The following is a 19,957-nucleotide window of genomic DNA, read 5'->3' on the forward strand; positions in this document are numbered from 1 at the left end:
ATGGCACTGAAACATAAGCCGTTAACCTTTAAGTTAGCCGTCACCGCCCTGGCGATGTTTGGTTTTGGTTTTGCTTTAGTGCCCTTGTATGACGTGTTCTGTGACCTGACCGGTTTAAATGGTAAAACCGCAGTAACTGCCGCCTCGGCGGAGGCTGCACAAATTGATATCAGCCGTGAAATTGTGATTGAGTTTATAGCCAGGCCGAATAAGCAAATGCCGTGGCTGTTTGAGCCCGAGGTGCGCCGTATGACGGTGCATCCGGGTGAAATTCATATCATGAATTATCTGGCGCAGAACCCGACCAGCCGCATGATAGTGGGGCAGGCGGTGCCGTCGGTATCACCAGGTCAGGCTGCATTATACTTTCACAAAATAGAGTGTTTTTGCTTTACCCAGCAGAAGTTAGCCGGGGGCAAAGACATGCTGATGCCGTTACAGTTTTATGTGGATCCGGCACTGCCGAGCCAGTTTAGTACCATTACGCTGTCTTATACTTTATATGACGTAACCAGCGCATGGACCGGCGACAGCGCAGAGTCATCCCAACCCGGGGAATAACATGAATAAAACCTATGAAAAATATTATGTTCCCGCCCAAAGCCCATGGCCTATTGTGGGTGCGGTGGCGTTATTTTTAATTGCCTTTGGCGCAGGCAACTATGTCAACGAAGTAACCAAACAACAACCCGGTTTTGGCGGCTATATGCTGGCAGCCGGTTTTGTGGTGCTGATTTTTATGCTGTTTGGTTGGTTTAAAAACGTTATTGATGAATCGATGAGCGGCTTATACAGCGCGCAAATGGACCGCTCGTTCCGCCAGGGCATGAGCTGGTTTATTTTATCCGAAGTGATGTTTTTTATGGCGTTCTTTGGTGCGCTGTTCTACGGCCGCGTAATAGCGCTAAACTGGCTCAGCGGTGGCAGCAATAACGCCATGACCTTTGAAATACTTTGGCCGGGCTTTGAAGCCATGTGGCCATTACTGAAAACACCCGGCGGTATTGAAACCCAGGCCATGCCTGCTACCGGTTTGCCGCTGATTAACACCGCAATTCTGGTGATTTCCTCTATTACACTGCACTTTGCCCACACCGGATTAGAGCAAAATAAACGCAGCCAACTTAAGTTGATGCTATTGGTTACCTTGCTGTTGGGGGCCACTTTCCTAAGCTTGCAGGTGTATGAGTATATCCATGCTTATCGTGACCTTGGCTTAACCCTGGCTTCCGGCTTTTATGGTAATACCTTTTTCCTGCTTACCGGCTTTCACGGTATGCACGTAACATTGGGTGCCATTATTTTGCTGTTTGTGTTCTTCCGTGTGTTAAAAGGCCATTTTACCCCTGAAAAGCACTTTGCGTTTCAGGCTGCAGCCTGGTATTGGCACTTTGTTGATGTAGTGTGGTTGTGTTTGTATGTGTTTGTTTATGTGATTTAACGCTCAGTATGGTCTGGGGTTCGGTTCAATGAGCCCCAGCACCTGCGCGATAAAGATCAGTATTAGTGCAATGGCTGAGAACAACACACGTCGGCCAAGATAGCGTGACATTTTTACCCCCGGCTGAGGTTGCCTGACCATCACCAGCCCGGCGCGGAATAAATTAATAACAATAAAAAGTAGTAGTGCGATGACAATAAGTTTAATTAACATCTGCAACAGGCTCCGGAGTTTGATTGATGCGCATTAAGCTGGCGCAGCAGATTTTTGCGTTCAATACGCTGTGGGTAATACTCACTTTGACTGCTTTTGCCATATTAATCAACTTGTCCTGGTGGCAGTTAAACCGCGCTGCTGATAAGACAGCACAACTCGCCCGTGTCGCTCAACTGCAGGCTGCCGGCGCGCTGCAACCATCACAGTTAGCATTATTGCCGGCCGCCGATATTGATGCCGCGCCCCTGCAAGGGCATGGCCGCTGGTTAGCACCTTATGTCTGGCTGCTGGATAACCAGATTGTGCAGGGCCGCGTTGGTTATGACGTAATAATACCGGTACAGGCAGCAGGTTTGGCACAGCCACTGCTGGTGAACTTAGGTTGGTTAGCCGCGCCGGAGCGACGCGACAGCTTGCCCGAAGTGACGATAACGCCACAAATTGCTCTCGATGGTCTGCTGCGTACTAAAGTGGATGGTTTGCTGTTGTTGGGGCAGAATGCCGAAATCAGCGGCCAATGGCCGATGCGCATTCAACAAGTTAATTATGCTCAGCTGTCAGAACACAGTGCGCTGCAATTGTATCCGGCGCTGCTGTATCAACAAAACGACAGTGATTTTACACCGCATTATCAGCCGGTCGTGTTGTCACCGGAAAAACACCGCGGTTATGCATTGCAATGGTTTTTACTGGGTATTGCAGTGCTGGGCGTTGCACTGGCGGCCAGTCATCAGGGAAAAGCGAATTATGAATAAGAAAAAGTTTCTGTGGTTATTTGTGCTGTGCTGCGCTTTACCATTGTTGGCGGCTAAATTGGTGCTGGAATTCGGTTGGTTCAATCGTGGGGTATCAAGTCAGGGCGAATGGCAACAAAACGAGGTGTTTTTGCTGGCGGCTACGGCCGAAAAAGCGCATTGGCGTATCGGCGTAATGCCATCTGCTGAGTGCACACAATTGTGCCTTGCGGCGTTGCATACCGTGCAGCAACTCTATGTTGGCCTGGGCCGTAAGCAGGTGCAGGTGCAGCCGGTATTTATCAGCGCAGAGCCGGCGGCAACAGCGTTTTCTGCTTTTACGCAGCAGCCGGCCATAGCCGGCGCACCGCAAAGCTTGCAAGACAAAATACTACTGATTGATCAGCAAGGCCTGGTGTTACTCAGCTATCCGATGCCGGTGGTTGAAGCCGATATGGCAAGCACTGCCAGAGCTATCCGTCAGGATTTACTTAAACTGCTTAACTATGACCGGACCAGCGTATGAACACACCTGACCAGCGTATAAAAACGCAACAGTGGCTGGCGACTATCGCTATCTTTCTCACTATGGGCGTTATTCTACTCGGCGCTTATACCCGGTTAACTGATGCCGGCCTGGGTTGCCCGGATTGGCCTGGTTGTTACGGCTTTTTAAAAGTACCGCAGCAAGAACATCACGTTGCAGCTGCGCTGGAAGCCTTTCCGGAGCGGCCACTGGAGCCGCATAAAGCCTGGAACGAAATGGTGCACCGTTATTTCGCCGGCAGTTTAGGTTTGTTAATTGCGGCAATATTTTTTATCGCGGTGTTTACCCGGCATAGTGGCAAAGTTGTACCCGCGGTATTGCTGGCGCTGGTGGTGTTTCAGGCTGCACTTGGTATGTGGACAGTCACATTAAACTTGTTGCCGCTGGTGGTAATGGGGCATTTGCTGGGCGGTTTTACGCTACTGAGTTTATTGGCTTTGCATTGGTTGCGTTTGCACCCGCAATACTATGCGCAGGAGCCGCAGCTGGTGTCGTTAAAGCCTTTTGCCGCACTGGCTATTGCTGTGCTGATTGGGCAAATAGCGCTGGGCGGTTGGACTGCAGCTAACTATGCGGCACTGGCCTGCATTGATTTACCTGTTTGTGAAGCCGGTTGGCAGCAGCGCTTAAATGTCAGCGAGGCGTTCGATTTACATCTGGGCCATGATGATTACGAATACGGCGTGATGTCGGCAGAGGCGCGGCAAACGGTGCATGTTTTTCACCGTTTCGGCGCTGCGATCACCTTGGTGCTGCTGGCCAGCTTTCTACTGCAACTATGGCGCCGTGCCGGCAGCAAAATCTTAAAACGCCTGACGCTCGGTGCTGCGGCGTTATTACTGCTACAGTTTAGTTTGGGTGTGCTGAATGTCGTGCTGCATTTACCGTTGGCCAATGCGGTGGCACATAATTTTGTTGCAGCAAACTTGTTAATGCTACTGGTGGTGATTTATTTGCAACTGCGCCACAGCGGCAAAACGACAAGCAAGGAGAGCCTATGACCGCCATAGTAAGATCACAAACCGGTATCAGCCGTGCGCGGGATTATCTCGAGCTAACCAAACCCAAAGTCGTGGCATTACTGGTGCTGACAGCCTGGGTTGGCATGATGCTGGCTGTGCCTGGCTTACCGGATTTAGCCACCTTATTAGCAGCAACCGTTGGTATCGGTTTGTTATCAGCGGCGGCAGCGGCAATGAACCATGTAGTAGATCAGCGTATCGACGCGCAAATGGCCCGCACTTACAGCCGACCGGTAGCCAAAGGCCGCATAAGCACGGCGCAGGCTACCACCTTTGCATTTAGCCTGGCGTTGTGTGGTTTTGTACTGCTGTATCTTACGGTTAATGCGTTAACGGCCTGGTTAACTCTGGCCAGTTTATTCGGCTATGCCGTGGTGTACACCATGTTTTTAAAACGTGCTACACCGCAAAATATTGTCATTGGTGGTCTGGCGGGGGCCATGCCACCGTTGTTAGGCTGGACTGCGATTACCGGCGAGATACACGGCCATGCATTACTGTTGGTGATGATTATTTTCGCCTGGACACCGCCGCATTTCTGGGCGCTGGCTATCCACCGGCGCGATGACTATGCCAAAGTGAATATGCCGATGCTGCCGGTAACCCACGGTATAGAATTTACCAAAAGCGTGATCTGTCTGTACACGGTGTTATTATTTATTGTCTGTTTAATGCCGTATCTGGTGGGTATGAGCGGGGCTATATATTTGGTTGGCAGCGCGTTGTTAAATCTGCGCTTTATGCAATATGCCTGGAAACTGAAGTTTAACGCCGATGCAGGTACGGCGATGGCGACTTTTAAATTTTCTATTGTGCATTTAATGCTATTGTTCCTGTTATTGCTGGTTGATCATTACTTTAAGGTGTCGCCGATTTATGTTCCGTAACCTGAATATTATCCTGCTTGCAGCTGCCGCGTTGATCGCTGGTGTGCTGTTGTTTCGTGTCACGCAATATAATGCTGAACCAAAACTGGCGCTGGTGTATCCGCAAGCGCGGGTGCTGGCAGATTTTAACCTGACCGATCAATACGGCGATGCGGTAAACCGTGAGCGTCTGTACGGCCAGTGGACACTGGCATTCGTCGGTTATACCCATTGCCCGGATATTTGTCCGCTTACGTTGGCTAAGCTGGCTGGCGTGCAACCGGAGTTGGCCGCTATGGTAGAGCAGCCGCTAAAAGTCTGGTTTATTTCGGTTGACCCGAAGCGCGACAGCACAGAGCAGCTGAATAACTATGTCAGCTATTTTGACCAGGAAAATGTGCTGGGTATGACAGCCGGACATGAGCAACTGTTTCCGTTTGTGCGTCAGTTGGGGCTGATGTATGCGTTAAGCAGCACCACGGCAGAGGATTATCTGGTTGATCACAGTGCTTCTGTGGTGCTAATCAATCCGCAAGGCCAGCTGGTAGCGATGTTCAAACCGCCGATGCAACCGGGCGAGCTGCCGGTAATTGATACCGAACAGCTGTTGGCCGATTTCCCGCTGGTGCTCAACAAGCTTAAGGCTGGTTAAGCCACGGTTGGGAATACCAGTAGTAATACCCTTTTTTCCCGATAGAGGGCGCGGTGCAGTTATAGCGGCTGCGGCCTTTGGCCAGGGCTTTTGTTGCTGTAACGCTAAAAGTGTTGTCGTTCAGCCATGTTGGTTTTATGACCTCCGCGCCGGCAAAACACTGCAATTGCGCCGGGCGGAAATCGGCTACTTGTACCGACAAGGTTAATGTCGGCGGGTTAGCTGTGCTAATTACCGGGTCAACCTGATGGTAGTCAGTAATATTGAACGCCAGGGTGCGTAGTTTTTGCGCCAGATCTTTTAAATCGGCATATTGGCCTGCTGCCGGAAAGCGCGGAATGCGGGTTAAAACGGTGTGTTTACCAATGGCACCGGATTGCTGGCCAATACCGACAAAGCCCAGCTCACTGACTAACTGCTCCAGCTCACGGCTATATTCGCCATAGGGATAAGCCAACCACTGATGGCGCTGGCCGGTATGCTGTTCTATGGCATCTTCGGCCTGCAAAATGCTTTGTTTCATCCGTTCACGCCACTGCTGCCTACTTTCACCGGCATCCGGCTTGGCCATATGCTCATGCCACATGGCATGGTTGGCTACCAGTACACCATCGTCTGACATTTGCTTTACCTGCGCCCAGCTTAACAGCGGGCCGTCACGTTTATCTATGCTGCCCGGGCTGATAAAGATGGTGTAGGGGTAGCCGAATTCCTGCAGTATGGGGTGGGCGGTGGTGAAGTTATTTTCATAGCTGTCATCAAAGGTAATTACCAGCGCATTGTCGGCCACGGGCTCGCCGGTTTGCAGCTGGCGCATTAATACATCCAGGCCAATAACCTGAAAGTTATTGTCTTTAAAATACTGTAAATGGCCGCGTAGTTCTGCGGCGCTGACACTGCTTACCCGCGGTGTGTCGCTGGCAACATGGTGATAAATCAGCATAACAGCAGCTTGTGCCGGCAGCAGCAGGCTAAAGAATATTGAACACAGTAGGGTGCTAACTTTCATTGGCAGGGTACCCGCAAGGTAATAAAACAACGTGGTTTTATAACACAAGCGGGCACTAAACGCAGCTTTAGTCAGGTATAACAGTGTTGTAACAGCTTAGTAGTAAGAATGTTCGCCGCGCTGATGTTCGGTAATATCGCGCACGCCGTTTAACTCACCGCTGAAGCGGTTAAGCAGCTCTTTTTCGATACCTTCTTTCAAGGTTAAGTCGACCTGAGAACAGCCGTTACAACCACCACCAAACTGCAGTACTGCCACGCCATCCGGCGTCAGCTCCATTACCGATACGCGTCCGCCGTGGTTGGCCAACTGCGGGTTAATTTCACTGTCGATGACATACTGGACGCGCTCAATTAACGAAGCGTCGTCGTTGACCTTGCGCACTTTGGCATTCGGCGCTTTTAACGTCAGCTGCGAACCCATCTGATCGGTAACAAAGTCAATTTCAGCATCAACTAAAAATGGCTGACTTTCCTGATCGATTACAGCGTCGAAGCCGGAAAAATTCAAGGTTAAGTCGGTGTCTTCTTTGGCATCCGGCGGGCAGTAAGATACGCCACACTCAGCTTGTGCCGTGCCGGGGTTAACCACAAACACCCGAATGTGAGTGCCTGCAGGTTGCTTTGACAGCAGCTTGGCAAAATGTTGCTGCGCCTGTTCAGAAATCGTAATCATAAGAGTACCTGACTAAATTACTAGGTTAATGGCTATAATACTCCTCCTGTTTCGTTGAAGCCAGTCCCGCTTGAGTTTTGCGCGTGATCTGGCTAACTTAGCGGCAGCTCAGAGGAATTAAACTATGAAATTTGGTATTTCGGCAGCGTTGTTGCTGCTTAGCTGTTTTGCTGCTGCAGACATTACATATGTGCCGCAGGTGAAAGATTCAACCCTGCCGTCACCGCAACAGGTATTGGGGTTCCCGGTAGGTGAATGGCATGCGCGGCATGATCAGATCCAACGCTATTTTGAATTGTTAGCAAACAGCTCAAAAAAGGCACAGCTCGATATTATCGGGTACAGTCATCAACAACGACCACTGTTGCAGTTGGTGATCTCATCAGAACGCAATTTACAGCGGTTAGAGCATATTCGCAGCCAGCATCTGGCGGCCGCCCGCGACGGTGCACAACGTCAGGCTGATGCACCGGTAATTATCTGGTTAGGTTACAGTGTGCACGGCAATGAACCCAGCGGCGCCAATGCTGCGCTGTTGTTAGCGCATTACCTGGCGGCGGCCGATAATGACGAAGTCCGGCAATGGCTGGATAACGCGGTGATTTTGTTGCAACCGGTGTTGAATCCGGATGGGCACGATCGTTTTGCCAACTGGGTCAATATGCATAAAGGCACCACAGCGGTGGCCGACCCACAGCATCGTGAACACAATGAACCCTGGCCTAATGGCCGACCAAACCATTACTGGTTTGATTTAAACCGCGACTGGTTATTGTTGCAGCACCCGGAAAGCCGTGCCCGCATTGCGCAATACCAGCAATGGTTGCCAAACGTCGTGGGTGATTATCACGAAATGGGTACTAACAGCAGCTATTTTTTTCAGCCTGGTATTCCAAGCCGCAATTACCCGCTGACACCGCAACGTAACTTTGAGTTAACGGCAAAGCTGGCCGGTTACCATGCAGCTGCTTTTGACCAGGCACAGCAGCTGTACTACACCGAAGAAAGCTTTGATGATTTTTATGTCGGCAAGGGTTCGACTTATCCGGATGTACAGGGCAGCGTCGGTATTTTGTTCGAGCAAGCCAGTAGCCGCGGCCATTTGCAAGACAGTATTAACGGCCCGCTGAGTTTTGCGGCAACTATCCAAAACCAACTGACAGCGTCACTGTCGACTATTCGCGGCGCGGTGACAGAGCGTGAAGCGCTGCTCAGCTACCAGCAGGATTTTTATCGCAGTGCCCGACAGCAGGCGCGCAGTGATAAAATTAAAGGCTATATGCTGACAGAAACAGCAGACAGCACCCGGTTGGCCGCATTGCTTGATGTACTGCAACGCCACCATGTTGAAGTACTGCAATTAAGCCGCGACTGGCAGGATGACGATAAAAAGTTTGCTGCAGGCAGTAGCTATTATGTGCCGTTGCAACAAGCGCAGTATCGTCTGATTAAAGCGATGTTCAGTACAGAAACAACCTTTGGGGATAACACCTTTTATGATGTGTCAGCGTGGACATTGCCTTACGCCTACAACATTGCCTTTACCGCACTTAACCGCGAGCCGGCAAAAAGCCAGTTGAAGGCACAATGGTTGCCGGCAACGGTGAATCAGGCTTTGCCGGCCGGTGCCTATGCCTACGCCTTTGACTGGCGGGACCAGCAGGCGCCATTGTTGTTGCAAGCGTTATTAGCGGAGCAGTTGCAGGTGCGTGCTGCGCTGGATGATTTTACTGCGAAGACCGCTGCGGGGAGTATCAACCTTGCGGCCGGTGCTATGGTGATCCCCGCCGGATTGCAGCAGCACGCCGATTGGTTTGCCAGGTTACAGCGGGTGCAACAACAATTTAGTTTACCGGTATATGCCATCAGCAGCGGCTTAACACCCAAAGGCAGTGACTTGGGCAGCCATAATTTTGCTGTCATTACCTTACCCCGCGTGCTGTTAATGGCAGGCCCCGGAATCAACTCCACCGAAGCCGGTGAAGTTTGGTATAACCTGGAACGGCTGGCCGGTATAGCACCGTCATTGGCAGAGCCACAACGTCTGCGTCAGCTCGACCTGAGCCGCTATAGCCATATTGTGTTGCCGGACGGCAACTATAGTCACTGGCAGGATAGCGAAATTAACCAGCTGAAAGCCTGGCTGGAACAAGGTGGTGTACTGTGGGGACATAAGCGGGGGGCCGCCTGGTTGGCAACTGCCGGCTTATTAAAAGCAGCATTGTGGCAGCCGGAAGAGATGAGCAGCTTGATCAGCAGCGACAACCTGCGTTATGCCGACAAAGAACGCTTAGCCGGCAAGCAGCGCATTGCCGGGGCGATTTATCAGGCTGAACTTGACCTTAGCCACCCGCTGACATTTGGCATTACCGATGCCAAATTGCCGGTATTTAAAAACGGCACCTTATTATTACAACCGGCCACTGCTGCTTTTGTTAACGTTGGCTTATACAGCCGCGCGCCGCAACTGGCCGGTTACACGGCGGCAGAATACATCCCACGTATTAGCCAAAGTGCGGTATTGCTGGCGCACAACGTTGGCCGTGGCCGGGTTATCGGCATGACCGACAACCCGGTATTTCGCGGCTATTTTTATGGCTCCAGCCGCTTGTTGGTTAATGCGCTTTACCTGGGCAGCAGTTTCAGCACTAAAGCTGATTAATCAGACAAGGTGACGGCTACTGTCCATAAACTGATATGGCGGGCACCGTGCCGTCGCAGCAAACGGCATATTTCGTTTGCTGTGGCGCCGGTGGTAACGACGTCATCCACCAACGCAATGTGTGTTGGCAGCACTGTTGTCAAAGGCAGGCTAAAAGCCGCTTTAAGATTACGTTGACGTTGTTTGCGGTTCAGGCCCACTTGCGCTGCCTGATACTGTTTGCGCTGCAACAGGGGTAGCAGCGGTAATTGCAACTGTTGCGCCGCCGCTTTGGCTAATAACTCTGCCTGATTAAAGCCGCGTTGCCGCTGTTTGCGACGGTGCATCGGCACGTAAAGGATTGCCTGTGGCAGCTTATGTGCTTGCTGTTGATACTGCTGTAGCAACTCAACAAACTGCCGTTGCAGCAAATCGCCGGCGCTGTAGTCCCGCGCAAATTTCCAGCGTTGTAACCAATGCTGATAAGGTTGCCGGTAGTAGCCCACACTCAGCAATTCGTCAAAACGTGGCTTGGTTAAACCGCGGGCAACCTGCGGCAGCCACAACAGGTTGTAATGGCACAAGGCCAGTGGCAATTGCGGCAGAGCTTGCTGGCAAGCATCGCATAGCTGGCGGTCAAACCTTTGCACCGGTAAACTGCACCACAGACACGGAGTGGGCAATAAGAGATGCCACAATTGTTGCAACTGACGCACTAAAACGCTGAGCAAATCAAAATCCGTTTTAATTTACATTTTTGTAACTATGGCAGGAAAAATGAGTTCCGACAAACCAACACTGGTATTATTGCATGGCTGGGGCGTAAACCACGGTGTGTGGCAAGGTATTACAGAACAAATAGCTGCCCGGGTGCAGCTGTTGACGCCGGATTTGCCGGGCTTTGGTATGCAGCAAAGCTACCCGCAGCCTTACCGGTTGGACGCGGTGGTTGATGAGTTGGCGGCGAACATCCCACCACACAGCTATGTGTGCGGTTGGTCATTAGGCGGGCTGCTGGCGCTTGCTATCGCTACACGTTATCCGGACAAGGTACAGCAGTTGGGCCTGGTAGCGGCTTCGCCCTGCTTTTTAACGCAGCCCGGCTGGCCGGGGATGGCAGAGCCGGTAATGCAGCAGTTTGCCCGCTCCCTAAGCGAAAATCTGCAACAAACTATAGAGCGCTTTTTGGCTATCCAGGCGATGGGCAGCAGCAGTGCCCGTGCTGATACCAAATTGTTGAAGCAAGCCATTATGGCCTATCCCATGGCACAACCGGCGGCAGTAGCCGGCGCGTTGCAGTTGCTCAGCCAGTGTGATTTACGTGCAGAGTTTGCTGCGTTAAAGCAGCCGGTTAGCGGCATTTTTGGCCGGCTGGACTCGTTGGTGCCGGCGGCTGTTGTCGCGCAGCTGCAACAATTGCAACCCAGCGCCGGCTTTACGGTACTGCCGCATGCCTCACATGCACCTTTTATCTCGCATCCGGCAGAGTTTGGCCAATGGTTGCAGCAGTGGTTAGGTCTGTCCGGGCAACAAAGTTAAGGCCGTTACAACCTTTTAGCCTAAGGCGGCGCTTCCATTTTGCGGTGTTTTGGTTAATAATTGACCAGTGTTTGCTAAGATTACCGGAGTTGTATCATGGATATTCAATCTGCTTTATATTCTGGTGTGCAGGGTTTTGCCCGTGCCAGTGCCGGTGTAACAGAGGCTACGCTGGACATAAACCGCCAGACCCGTGCCAACCGGCAAAATGAAACTGAGCAAGCGGTAGCACAAACTGCCGCCGCAGAGCAGCCCCGTACTGCGCAAACTGCAGAGCAACCGGGGTCATTAACCAACAGCCTGGTGCAGTTGGGGCAGGAGCAGCGCAATGCCCAGGCGAATGTTAAAAGCATTCAAACTGCTGATGATGTGCTTGGCAGTGTGATAGATATTCGCGTCTGATGACTATGCTGGTATCAAACTATCCGAATGTCAGTATCAATACGGCGAACCCGCCGACTGAAATGGCGCGGCGTGATGCGCTGCGCCGGGATCTGTTTGAGCCGGTAAAAGAGCTTGAGAAGTCATCGGCGGAAAAGCCGCTGGTTACCGACGAAAAGGTGCGTAGTGCGAACGGTGCTCAGTCACAGGTAAATTTGTATGGCGCCAATGGCAAAGAAACTGAAACTCAGCAAGCGATAGAGGGTCGGGGCGAGGAGTCATCTCAGCAAAATGCTGAAGGCGAACAGCAGCAAGCCGGCCCTGAGCAACAGGAAGCAAAACAGCAGCAAGAAGCAAAACAGCAAGCCGAACAGCAAGAGCAGGCGGACGTACGTGAGCTGAAGGCGCGTGATCAGGAAGTTAAAACCCATGAACAAGCACATGCAGCGGTGGGTGGCCGTTATGCCGGCGCGCCGTCTTACTCTTATGAGTTAGGCCCTGACGGCAAGCAATATGCTGTCGGTGGTGAAGTGTCGATTGATATCTCGCCGATTCCGGGTGATCCGCAGGCTACAGTGCAAAAAATGCAGCAGGTGCGTGCCGCGGCATTGGCACCGGCAGAGCCGTCTGCAGCAGACCGGCGCATTGCCGCTGAAGCGGCAATGCGGCAAATTCAGGCGCAGGCTGAGCTGGTGCAGCAAGCATCGGCTATAGCACAAACTAAACCGGCTGAGACTGAATCTGCTGAGCCTGCATCCGCCGCGGCTGAGCCAACGGGCACAACTGACGGTGCAAGTGGCCGTGCCGGTTTTGCTGAGCAACTGCAGCAAACCGAAATAAGCTATCGTGTGTCAGACGACAGCGGCAGTAATGCCATCGTTTACCCGCAACGTGATACTCTTGCCATCAGTGCGCAAATGCAGCTGCGCCGCGATGTTATCGCCGGGTTTTATCAACGCGCAACTGAACCGCAAGTCAGGCAATCACTGCAGCAAGCTTAACCGTCGCTGCAGTGTGTTGTACCCGCTACTTTACTTCTTCAGTTTGGCAAAAGCTTCCGCAAAGGCATTACCCATAGCGGCATTGTTGTCTGCTGCCTTGGCCGGGCGTGGCGCTGAGTTTTTGCCCTGTTGCTGACGCGGTGTGGTTTTGTCGGCATTTCTGTTTGCGGTTTTGTCGGCATTTTTCGGCGCCGGCTGTTCGTCCATTCGCATGGTAAGGGCAATACGCTTGCGCTCAATGTCTACGTCCAGTACTTTTACTTTTACCACATCACCGGCTTTTACTACCTGATGCGGATCGCTGACAAATTTATCGGTCAGTGATGAAATATGCACCAAACCATCCTGATGTACGCCAATATCGACAAAGGCACCAAAGTTGGTGACATTGGTTACCACGCCTTCGAGCAACATGCCGCCGGTTAAATCTTTTAAGGTTTCTACGCCGTCTTTAAAGCTGGCTGTTTTAAATTCCGGCCTTGGGTCGCGGCCTGGCTTATCCAGCTCTTTTAAGATATCCGTAATGGTAGGCACACCAAAATGCTCATCAGCAAAGGCTTTGGCATCAACACTGTTTAAAAAACTGCTGTTGCCGATGATTTGCTCAACGCTTTTTTGATGCGTGCTGAGTATTTTTTCCACCAGTGGGTAGGCTTCCGGGTGAACACCAGAGGCATCCAAAGGGTTTTTGCCATTATTAATGCGTAAGAAGCCGGCGGCCTGTTCAAAGGCTTTTGGTCCCAAACGCGGCACTTTAAGCAGTTCTTTACGCTCATTAAAGCGGCCATTGCTGTCACGGTGGAACACAATATTTTGTGCCAGGGTTTTATTTAACCCGGCTACCCGCGCCAGCAGCGGTACTGAGGCAGTATTTAAATCTACACCAACGGCGTTTACGCAGTCTTCCACTACGCCATCGAGCGACTTAGTTAACAGGCTTTGGTTTACATCATGCTGGTATTGTCCTACGCCAATGGCTTTAGGTTCAATTTTTACCAGCTCTGCTAACGGGTCCTGTAAGCGGCGGCCAATCGATACCGCACCGCGCAGCGACACATCCAGATCCGGAAACTCCAGCGCCGCCAGCTCAGAGGCGGAATAGATGGATGCGCCGGCTTCCGACACCATGATTTTTTGTATTTGTTGATCCGGCAGCGCTTTTATTACTTCAGCGGCCAGTTTGTCGGTTTCACGCGAGGCCGTACCATTGCCGATAGCAATCAGTTCCACTTTATGTTGTTGGCACAGTGCTACCAGGGTACGTACCGACTTGTCCCAGGCGTTTTGTGGCGCATGCGGGAAAATAGTGTTTTGGCTTAACAGCTTGCCGGTTTCATCTATCGCCGTTACTTTAACGCCGGTGCGCAGGCCCGGATCCAGCGCCAGCGTAGTGCGCATGCCGGCCGGTGCCGCCATCAGTAAGTCTTTTAAGTTGCGGGCAAACACTTTAATTGCTTCTTCTTCAGAGCGCTCGCGTAGTTCACTTAACAGGTCGTTTTCCAGCTGCAGGTGCAGTTTTACCTTCCAGGTCCATTGCACTGCGGTGCGTAAAAAGCCATCAGCGGCGCGACCTTCGTCTTTAATATTAAAGTGACCGGCGACCATTTGCTCGCACACGCTGTGTGCTGTGGTCTCGTCGGCATCCGGCAACAACTGCAACTGCAGGAAGCCCTCATTGCGGCCGCGGAACATTGCCAGGGCGCGATGCGACGGTGTGGTTTTCCAGCTTTCGCTGTGGGCAAAATAATCACGGAATTTGGCGCCGTCCTGTTCCTTACCGGCCACCACTGTGCTTTTTAACATGGCATTTTCTGCCAGATGGCGGCGTAAGCGTGCCAGCAGGTTGGCGTCTTCGGCAAAACGCTCCATTAAAATATATTTGGTGCCATCTAACACCGCTTTGGTATCAGCAAAGCCGGCATCGGCGTTAATATAAGCCGCCGCTTCTGTTTCCGGGTTTAATGTCGGGTTGGCTTGCAATGCATCTGCTAACGGCAATAAACCGGCTTCAATCGCAATTTGGCCTTTAGTGCGGCGCTTGGCTTTATACGGCAGGTATAAGTCTTCCAGCCGGGTTTTGTTGTCGGCAGCAAGAATGTCATTTTTCAGCTCAGGCGTTAATTTACCCTGCTCGTCGATGGTTTTTAATATTACCAACCGGCGCTCTTCCAGCTCGCGCAAATACGTTAAACGCTGATCCAGATGGCGCAATTGCGTATCGTCCAGGCCGCCGGTAATTTCTTTGCGGTAACGGGCGATAAAAGGCACTGTTGCACCTTCGTCCAGCAGCGCTATGGTAGCGGCAACCTGTTCCGGACGGGCAGCAATCTCTGCAGCAATTTGCTTAATAATGATAGACATAGAAAAAAAGTTCCTGATAAAAGGCACCCGTAGGGGGTGATAAACGTCAGTCGGAAAACAATACAATAAGCTGATTGTCCACTTTAAGCGGCAAAAAATCCAATTTGCTTAACGTGCCGCCGGTTCCGCGGCATAGCTGATATGGTTTACAAACCACAGTTTGGTGCCGGTAGGGGTGGCCACCAATACTTCATCATCCACTGCTTTTTTTAACAGCGCCCGCGCCATCGGCGAGTCGATAGAGATGTAATCTTTGCGGCCATAAATTTCATCCGGCCCGACAATACGAAAACTCAGCTGTTCGCCCTGTTCGTTTTCAATTTCAACCCGGGCACCAAAAAACACCCTGCCGTCTTGCTGCGGTGAATAATCGACAATTTTCAGCACTTCCAGCCGTTTGCGTAAAAAGCGAATACGCCGGTCGGTTTCGCGCAGCAGTTTTTTATTGTACTGATAATCGGCATTTTCGCTGCGATCACCCAAGCTGGCGGCCCAGGCGACTTTAGCGGTAACGTCGGGGCGCTTTTCGCGCCATAAATAGTTCAGCTCGTGCTGCAGGGCTTCAAAGCCTTCGCGGGTAATTAAATCTGTGCGCATTATCCGGCAAGTATCCGTAAATTCTGGCTGCAGATGGTAGCAGCTTTTACGGTCAAATCGCCAGCGGTAGCACGCTGTAGTTGCGCCGACAAACTTTGTAACACAAACAACCGCCACAGCTTTACGCCCCGGCGGTTTTTTCGTTTATAGTGGAGCAAATATCGTGGAGGCTTCGCTATGGCAAGTTCGGAAACGCCAAAAATTCTTGTGGTTGATGATGATATGCGCTTGCGCGCTTTACTGGAGCGTTATCTGGTTGAGCAAGGTTATATAGTGCGCAGTGTCGCCAACTATGAACAAATGCAGCGGCTGATGGAGCGGGAGAACTTTCATCTGGTGGTGCTCGATCTTATGCTGCCGGGCGAGGATGGTTTGTCTATTTGCCGCCGCCTGCGCCAGCAGGAAAACGAAATCCCTATTATTATGCTGACGGCAAAAGGCGATGAAGTCGACCGCATTATCGGCCTGGAAATGGGTGCCGACGACTACCTGCCAAAACCCTTTAACCCGCGCGAATTACTGGCGCGTATTCGTGCCGTAATGCGGCGCAAAAGTAAAGAATTGCCGGGCGCCCCCAGCCAGGCCGAGGGTAGCGTAGAATTTGGCCCGTTTAAATTTAACCTGGCCACACGCGAGATGCGCAAAGGCGATGAATTGTTGCCGCTAACCAGCGGTGAATATGCGGTGCTCAAAGTGCTGGTTAGCCATCCGCGTGAGCCGTTATCGCGTGATAAACTGATGAACCAGGCGCGTGGCCGTGATTACTCGGCCATGGAGCGCAGTATCGACGTGCAGGTATCGCGCTTGCGCCGGATGCTGGAGGACGACGCCGCTAACCCGCGCTATATTCAAACAGTATGGGGCCTGGGTTATGTATTTGTGCCGGATGGCAGCGTCAGCTAGATGCGTTGCTTCCCGCGCAGTGCCTTTGGCCAAACCGTATTCCTGATTGGTTTGTTGTTACTGATCAACCAACTGGTGTCTTACCTGTCGGTGGCATTTTATGTGATAAAACCCACTACGCAGCAAATTAACCACCTTATTGCCAAGCAAATTAAAGTGGTGTTTATTGACGTTGGCCATCAGCAGTCAGTGCTGTCAACTGAGTTGACAGAGCGTTTTCAGCAAGCCACCGGCATTGAAGTGTATACCGAGCAGCAAGCATTACAGCAGGGGTTGGCAGAGGCCAGTTACTACGCCTACTTTTCTGATCTGATGTCACGCGAATTAGGCGGCGAAGCTGAGGTGCGGGTAGCCCAGGGTGCCAGCTATGCGTTTTGGGTGCGGCCACCTCAGGCACCGCAATACTGGGTAAAGGTGCCGTTAACCGGGCTGGATGAAACTGACTTCTCGCCACTGACCTTTTACTTGTTGCTAATCGGCGTGCTGAGCGTCAGCGGCGGCTGGCTGTTTGCGCGGCAGTTAAACCGACCGCTGAAAAGCCTGCAACAGGCCGCCTTGCAGGTGGGGCGCGGCGAGTTTCCGCCGCCACTGGCCGAGCACAAAGGCTCTACCGAAATTATTGCCGTAACCAAAGCCTTTAATTATATGGCGCGCGGTATTCGTCAGTTAGAGCAGGACAGGGCGCTGCTAATGGCCGGGGTGTCGCATGACTTACGCACGCCGCTCACGCGTATCCGTTTAGCATCGGAAATGATGCAGGAGCCGGACAACTGGATCCGCGAAGGCATTATTAACGATATTGACGATATGAACGCCATTATCGACCAGTTTATTGACTACCTGCGCCATCATAAAGAAGAGCCCGGCCAGAAAGAGAACCTCAATACCTTAGTGCAGGAGTTGATACAGGCCGAGCATTTACAACAGCGGCATATTTCTGCTGAATTGGCAAAAAACCTGCCTGATACCATGCTGCGGCGTATAGCCATTAAACGCGTATTGAATAATTTGCTGGAAAACGCACTGCGTTACAGCGATGGTGATATTGAAATATCCACCGGCTATGAGCGCAACCGCAAGCGGATTTACCTGCAAATTCGTGATCATGGCCCTGGCATTCCGGATGAACAGATGAAAGCCATGTTCGAGCCTTTCACTCAGGGCGATATAGCCCGCGGCAGTGGTGGGTCGGGCTTGGGGCTGGCAATTATTAAGAAAATTGTCGATATGCATCATGGCGATATTACTTTGCATAATCATGCCTACGGCGGCTTAGTGGTAACAGTGTATTTGCCGCTGCGGTAGAGCTTTATTTGTAAACATTGTTACAAAATTGGCCGGAAATAACTTGTCAGTTTGTAATTAGTTGTATATCTTGCTTTTGTTCAGCTTGTGTTTAATTTCTCAACACTTCTCACAGGCTAAGACAATTAAAGGGCAAACTGCACCGAAAGGGCAGGACGCAAAGCCGCTGGTCTAATAACGTTCGTTATGAATGTTAATGACGGCAGTGGTTGCATTAGCTTAGTCGCATTCGTTTGTTGTACTTCCCGTTGCCAGTTAGCAACAGTACGCCATTGCGCTTTTCTATGCTGTTTGCCGGTATATAGTTACGGCGCCGGTTTTGCCGGCGGCTGTGTGGTAAATGCCAGGGAAGATGCCTCAGTGAAGTATTTAACAACCGCCCGGCTATTATGGCTGCTACTGTATGTGGCAGGCTTTGGCGTGCAGGCGCAAAGCTTGTCTGAGCACGAAAAACAGCTTAAACAGGGCTTAGACCGGCTGGAGCAGCAAATAGCACCGCTGCAACAGCGGCCTGAAGTGCGTTTGCAGCGGCCTGAGGCTGTTATTACTGATTTCTCTGCGCTGGAAAACACAGAGCAGTGTTTTGCTGTTAACGCTATTAATGTACAAGGCAGCGTTAAACTTAGCCCGAAACAGATCACTCAGATCACGCAGCCTTTTGTCGGGCAATGTTTGGGCCTGGCGCATATCAACGCTCTGGTGGGCGCCATCTCCAATTTGTATCTTGAACAAGGCTATGTCACCAGCCGCGCTTATATCGCCCCGCAAGATTTATCTGACGGCAGCTTAGACCTGGTGGTGGTCGAAGGCGTGATTGAAGGTTTTGATTCTGTTGACGGCAGTATTACGCCGCAGCAGCTGAAGTGGGCCTTTCCGGCACAGCCCGGTGAGGTGTTGAATATCCGCGCGCTGGAGCACGGTATTGAGAACCTTAATAGCGTGGCCCGGAACAATGCCAAAGTAGACCTGACGCCGGGTGCAGAGCAGGGCGGCACCCTGGTGGGTATCGCCAATCAGACTGCCAGGCCGTGGCGCGGCTCGTTGGGCGTTAATAATAACGGTGTGGCCAGTACCGGTGAGTATCAGTTAGATGGCAACCTGGTATTTGACAATGTGTTTGGCCTGAACGACACCGCCTTTCTATCGGCATCTACCAACATTGGCGGTCATGAGTTACCGCACGCCGAGTCACGCAGTTACGCTGCGTCCTGGTCATTGCCGTTTGGTTACTGGCAGTTTTCCCTGAGTAATAACTACTATGCCTATGAGCAAACGGTAGTAGGTAATGTGATAGATTTTTCCATTTCCGGCTCCTCACTTAACAGCGGCATGCAACTGGGCCGCAATCTGTATCGCAGCCAAACCGGCAAGCTTGACTTTACACTCGGCTTTACCCGCAAAGACAGCAAAAACTACATTGAAGACATCTTTTTAGAAACCTCGTCCAGAACCTTGTATGTTTGGGATCTGGCTGCCGGTTACCGGCATTTTCTGCCGCAGGGTACTCTCAGCTTCAATGCCGGCATTATCAAAAGTGTGGCCTGGTTTGATGCTAAGCGGCAAGTGGTGGCGGCTGAGGATGATTTTCAGTTCACCAAGTACCGGCTGAATGTTGGTTATAACACGCAACTGGAGTTGGCCGGGCAGCCGTTGCTTTATGCCGCCTCGGCGGAACTACTTTATTCGCCTAAGGTGATCCTGGCGTCTGAAGGTCTCACCGTCGGCGGGCGTTACTCGGTGCGCGGTTTATCACAAAGCAGCTTGTTTGGTTATAAAGGCGGTTACTTGCGCAACGATATCAGCCTGCCACTGCAAACCGATTGGGCAGAGCTGAACCAGTTGCACTATTTCTTTGGTGTAGATGCCGGCTGGTCTAACTTGCCTGAATACCCGGATAAGCGCCGCGAGTGGGTCGCCGGCTCGGTGGTTGGCGTCAAACTGTTTGATCGCAACCTCAGTATCACAATTTCTTACGCCCGTGCGCTCAGAGTGCCGGATTTTCTGCAGCAAAAGCAGCAGGAAATCGATGTCTCTGTCAGATTAAATTTTTAAGTCAGGAAGAACCGG

General features: G+C 51.6%; 20 protein-coding genes and 1 riboswitch. Of the genes, 14 read left to right on the top strand and 6 right to left on the bottom strand.

The window, feature by feature from the left end; translation table 11 throughout:
- On the top strand, positions 1-561 hold the full coding sequence (locus HRH59_RS14440) for a cytochrome c oxidase assembly protein (RefSeq protein ID WP_173501985.1): 561 nt from the start codon (positions 1-3) through the stop codon (positions 559-561).
- A 1-nt stretch (position 562) separates the two neighbouring features.
- Positions 563-1,441, top strand: coding sequence for a cytochrome c oxidase subunit 3 (locus HRH59_RS14445; protein ID WP_173501986.1), 879 nt, complete (start codon positions 563-565; stop codon positions 1,439-1,441).
- Between the two features lie 3 nt (positions 1,442-1,444).
- Here HRH59_RS14445 and HRH59_RS14450 read toward each other — a convergent pair whose 3' ends face one another.
- The gene (locus tag HRH59_RS14450) at positions 1,445-1,654 is read right to left on the bottom strand and encodes a DUF2909 domain-containing protein (protein ID WP_173501987.1); all 210 of its coding nucleotides are present in this window, start codon (positions 1,652-1,654) and stop codon (positions 1,445-1,447) included.
- A gap of 26 nt (positions 1,655-1,680) precedes the next feature.
- Between HRH59_RS14450 and HRH59_RS14455 the strand changes: the two genes are divergently transcribed.
- From HRH59_RS14455 to HRH59_RS14475, 5 genes are read left to right on the top strand one after another with little or no spacing between them, the layout of a single operon-like run.
- Positions 1,681-2,412 carry an SURF1 family protein gene (locus HRH59_RS14455; RefSeq protein WP_173501988.1) on the top strand — a complete coding sequence of 244 codons (732 nt, stop codon included), beginning with the start codon at positions 1,681-1,683 and terminating at the stop codon, positions 2,410-2,412.
- On the top strand, positions 2,405-2,917 hold the full coding sequence (locus HRH59_RS14460) for a hypothetical protein (protein ID WP_173501989.1): 513 nt from the start codon (positions 2,405-2,407) through the stop codon (positions 2,915-2,917). Before HRH59_RS14455 ends, HRH59_RS14460 begins: the two co-directional genes overlap by 8 nt.
- Complete coding sequence (locus HRH59_RS14465) at positions 2,914-3,939, top strand: COX15/CtaA family protein (protein ID WP_178089576.1); 1,026 nt, start codon at positions 2,914-2,916, stop codon at positions 3,937-3,939. Before HRH59_RS14460 ends, HRH59_RS14465 begins: the two co-directional genes overlap by 4 nt.
- The gene (gene cyoE, locus HRH59_RS14470) at positions 3,936-4,847 is read left to right on the top strand and encodes a heme o synthase (RefSeq protein ID WP_173501990.1); all 912 of its coding nucleotides are present in this window, start codon (positions 3,936-3,938) and stop codon (positions 4,845-4,847) included. Before HRH59_RS14465 ends, cyoE begins: the two co-directional genes overlap by 4 nt.
- Positions 4,837-5,478 (top strand): SCO family protein, encoded by a 642-nt coding sequence (locus HRH59_RS14475; protein ID WP_173501991.1) that lies wholly within the window; start codon positions 4,837-4,839, stop codon positions 5,476-5,478. The genes cyoE and HRH59_RS14475 overlap by 11 nt, the downstream gene beginning before the upstream one ends.
- On the opposite strand, the gene HRH59_RS14480 is transcribed toward HRH59_RS14475, so the two are convergent.
- Both HRH59_RS14480 and nfuA read right to left on the bottom strand, forming a co-directional pair.
- Entirely contained in the window at positions 5,465-6,487 is a 1,023-nt protein-coding gene (locus tag HRH59_RS14480) for a polysaccharide deacetylase family protein (RefSeq protein WP_173501992.1), read from the bottom strand. The genes HRH59_RS14475 and HRH59_RS14480 overlap by 14 nt on opposite strands.
- Positions 6,488-6,583: 96 nt before the next feature.
- Entirely contained in the window at positions 6,584-7,162 is a 579-nt protein-coding gene (nfuA, locus tag HRH59_RS14485) for a Fe-S biogenesis protein NfuA (protein WP_173501993.1), read from the bottom strand.
- Positions 7,163-7,286: 124 nt separating this feature from the next.
- Here nfuA and HRH59_RS14490 point away from each other — a divergent pair, with 124 nt between their 5' ends.
- Positions 7,287-9,824 carry a M14 family zinc carboxypeptidase gene (locus HRH59_RS14490; RefSeq protein WP_173501994.1) on the top strand — a complete coding sequence of 846 codons (2,538 nt, stop codon included), beginning with the start codon at positions 7,287-7,289 and terminating at the stop codon, positions 9,822-9,824.
- On the opposite strand, the gene HRH59_RS14495 is transcribed toward HRH59_RS14490, so the two are convergent.
- On the bottom strand, positions 9,821-10,453 hold the full coding sequence (locus tag HRH59_RS14495) for a ComF family protein (protein ID WP_331460187.1): 633 nt from the start codon (positions 10,451-10,453) through the stop codon (positions 9,821-9,823). The two genes, HRH59_RS14490 and HRH59_RS14495, sit on opposite strands and share 4 nt — an antisense overlap.
- 127 nt (positions 10,454-10,580) lie before the next feature.
- Here HRH59_RS14495 and bioH point away from each other — a divergent pair, with 127 nt between their 5' ends.
- The 3 genes from bioH to HRH59_RS14510 all read left to right on the top strand — a co-directional run bounded on the left by bioH (position 10,581) and on the right by HRH59_RS14510 (position 12,724).
- Positions 10,581-11,342 carry a pimeloyl-ACP methyl ester esterase BioH gene (gene bioH / locus HRH59_RS14500; RefSeq protein ID WP_231702510.1) on the top strand — a complete coding sequence of 254 codons (762 nt, stop codon included), beginning with the start codon at positions 10,581-10,583 and terminating at the stop codon, positions 11,340-11,342.
- A gap of 96 nt (positions 11,343-11,438) precedes the next feature.
- The gene (locus HRH59_RS14505; protein WP_173501996.1) at positions 11,439-11,744 is read left to right on the top strand and encodes an excinuclease ATPase subunit; all 306 of its coding nucleotides are present in this window, start codon (positions 11,439-11,441) and stop codon (positions 11,742-11,744) included.
- Positions 11,744-12,724, top strand: a complete 981-nt coding sequence (locus HRH59_RS14510; protein ID WP_231702511.1) for a putative metalloprotease CJM1_0395 family protein — start codon at positions 11,744-11,746, stop codon at positions 12,722-12,724. Before HRH59_RS14505 ends, HRH59_RS14510 begins: the two co-directional genes overlap by 1 nt.
- A gap of 30 nt (positions 12,725-12,754) precedes the next feature.
- Here HRH59_RS14510 and HRH59_RS14515 read toward each other — a convergent pair whose 3' ends face one another.
- The gene (locus HRH59_RS14515; RefSeq protein WP_173501997.1) at positions 12,755-15,085 is read right to left on the bottom strand and encodes a Tex family protein; all 2,331 of its coding nucleotides are present in this window, start codon (positions 15,083-15,085) and stop codon (positions 12,755-12,757) included.
- 108 nt (positions 15,086-15,193) lie between these two features.
- Positions 15,194-15,682 (bottom strand): transcription elongation factor GreB, encoded by a 489-nt coding sequence (greB, locus tag HRH59_RS14520; RefSeq protein ID WP_173501998.1) that lies wholly within the window; start codon positions 15,680-15,682, stop codon positions 15,194-15,196.
- Positions 15,683-15,859: 177 nt separating this feature from the next.
- Here greB and ompR point away from each other — a divergent pair, with 177 nt between their 5' ends.
- The 3 genes from ompR to HRH59_RS14535 all read left to right on the top strand — a co-directional run bounded on the left by ompR (position 15,860) and on the right by HRH59_RS14535 (position 19,942).
- On the top strand, positions 15,860-16,585 hold the full coding sequence (gene ompR / locus HRH59_RS14525) for an osmolarity response regulator transcription factor OmpR (protein WP_173501999.1): 726 nt from the start codon (positions 15,860-15,862) through the stop codon (positions 16,583-16,585).
- Positions 16,586-17,890, top strand: a complete 1,305-nt coding sequence (envZ, locus tag HRH59_RS14530; protein WP_173502000.1) for a two-component system sensor histidine kinase EnvZ — start codon at positions 16,586-16,588, stop codon at positions 17,888-17,890.
- Between the two features lie 121 nt (positions 17,891-18,011).
- Positions 18,012-18,107, top strand: a riboswitch (cyclic di-GMP riboswitch).
- A gap of 143 nt (positions 18,108-18,250) precedes the next feature.
- Positions 18,251-19,942: a ShlB/FhaC/HecB family hemolysin secretion/activation protein gene (locus HRH59_RS14535; protein ID WP_173502001.1), complete on the top strand. Its 1,692-nt coding sequence runs from the start codon at positions 18,251-18,253 to the stop codon at positions 19,940-19,942.
- Positions 19,943-19,957 lie beyond the last annotated feature (15 nt).

Source organism: Rheinheimera lutimaris (assembly GCF_013283795.1).
In the GTDB taxonomy this organism is placed as follows: Bacteria; Pseudomonadota; Gammaproteobacteria; order Enterobacterales; family Alteromonadaceae; genus Alishewanella; species Alishewanella lutimaris.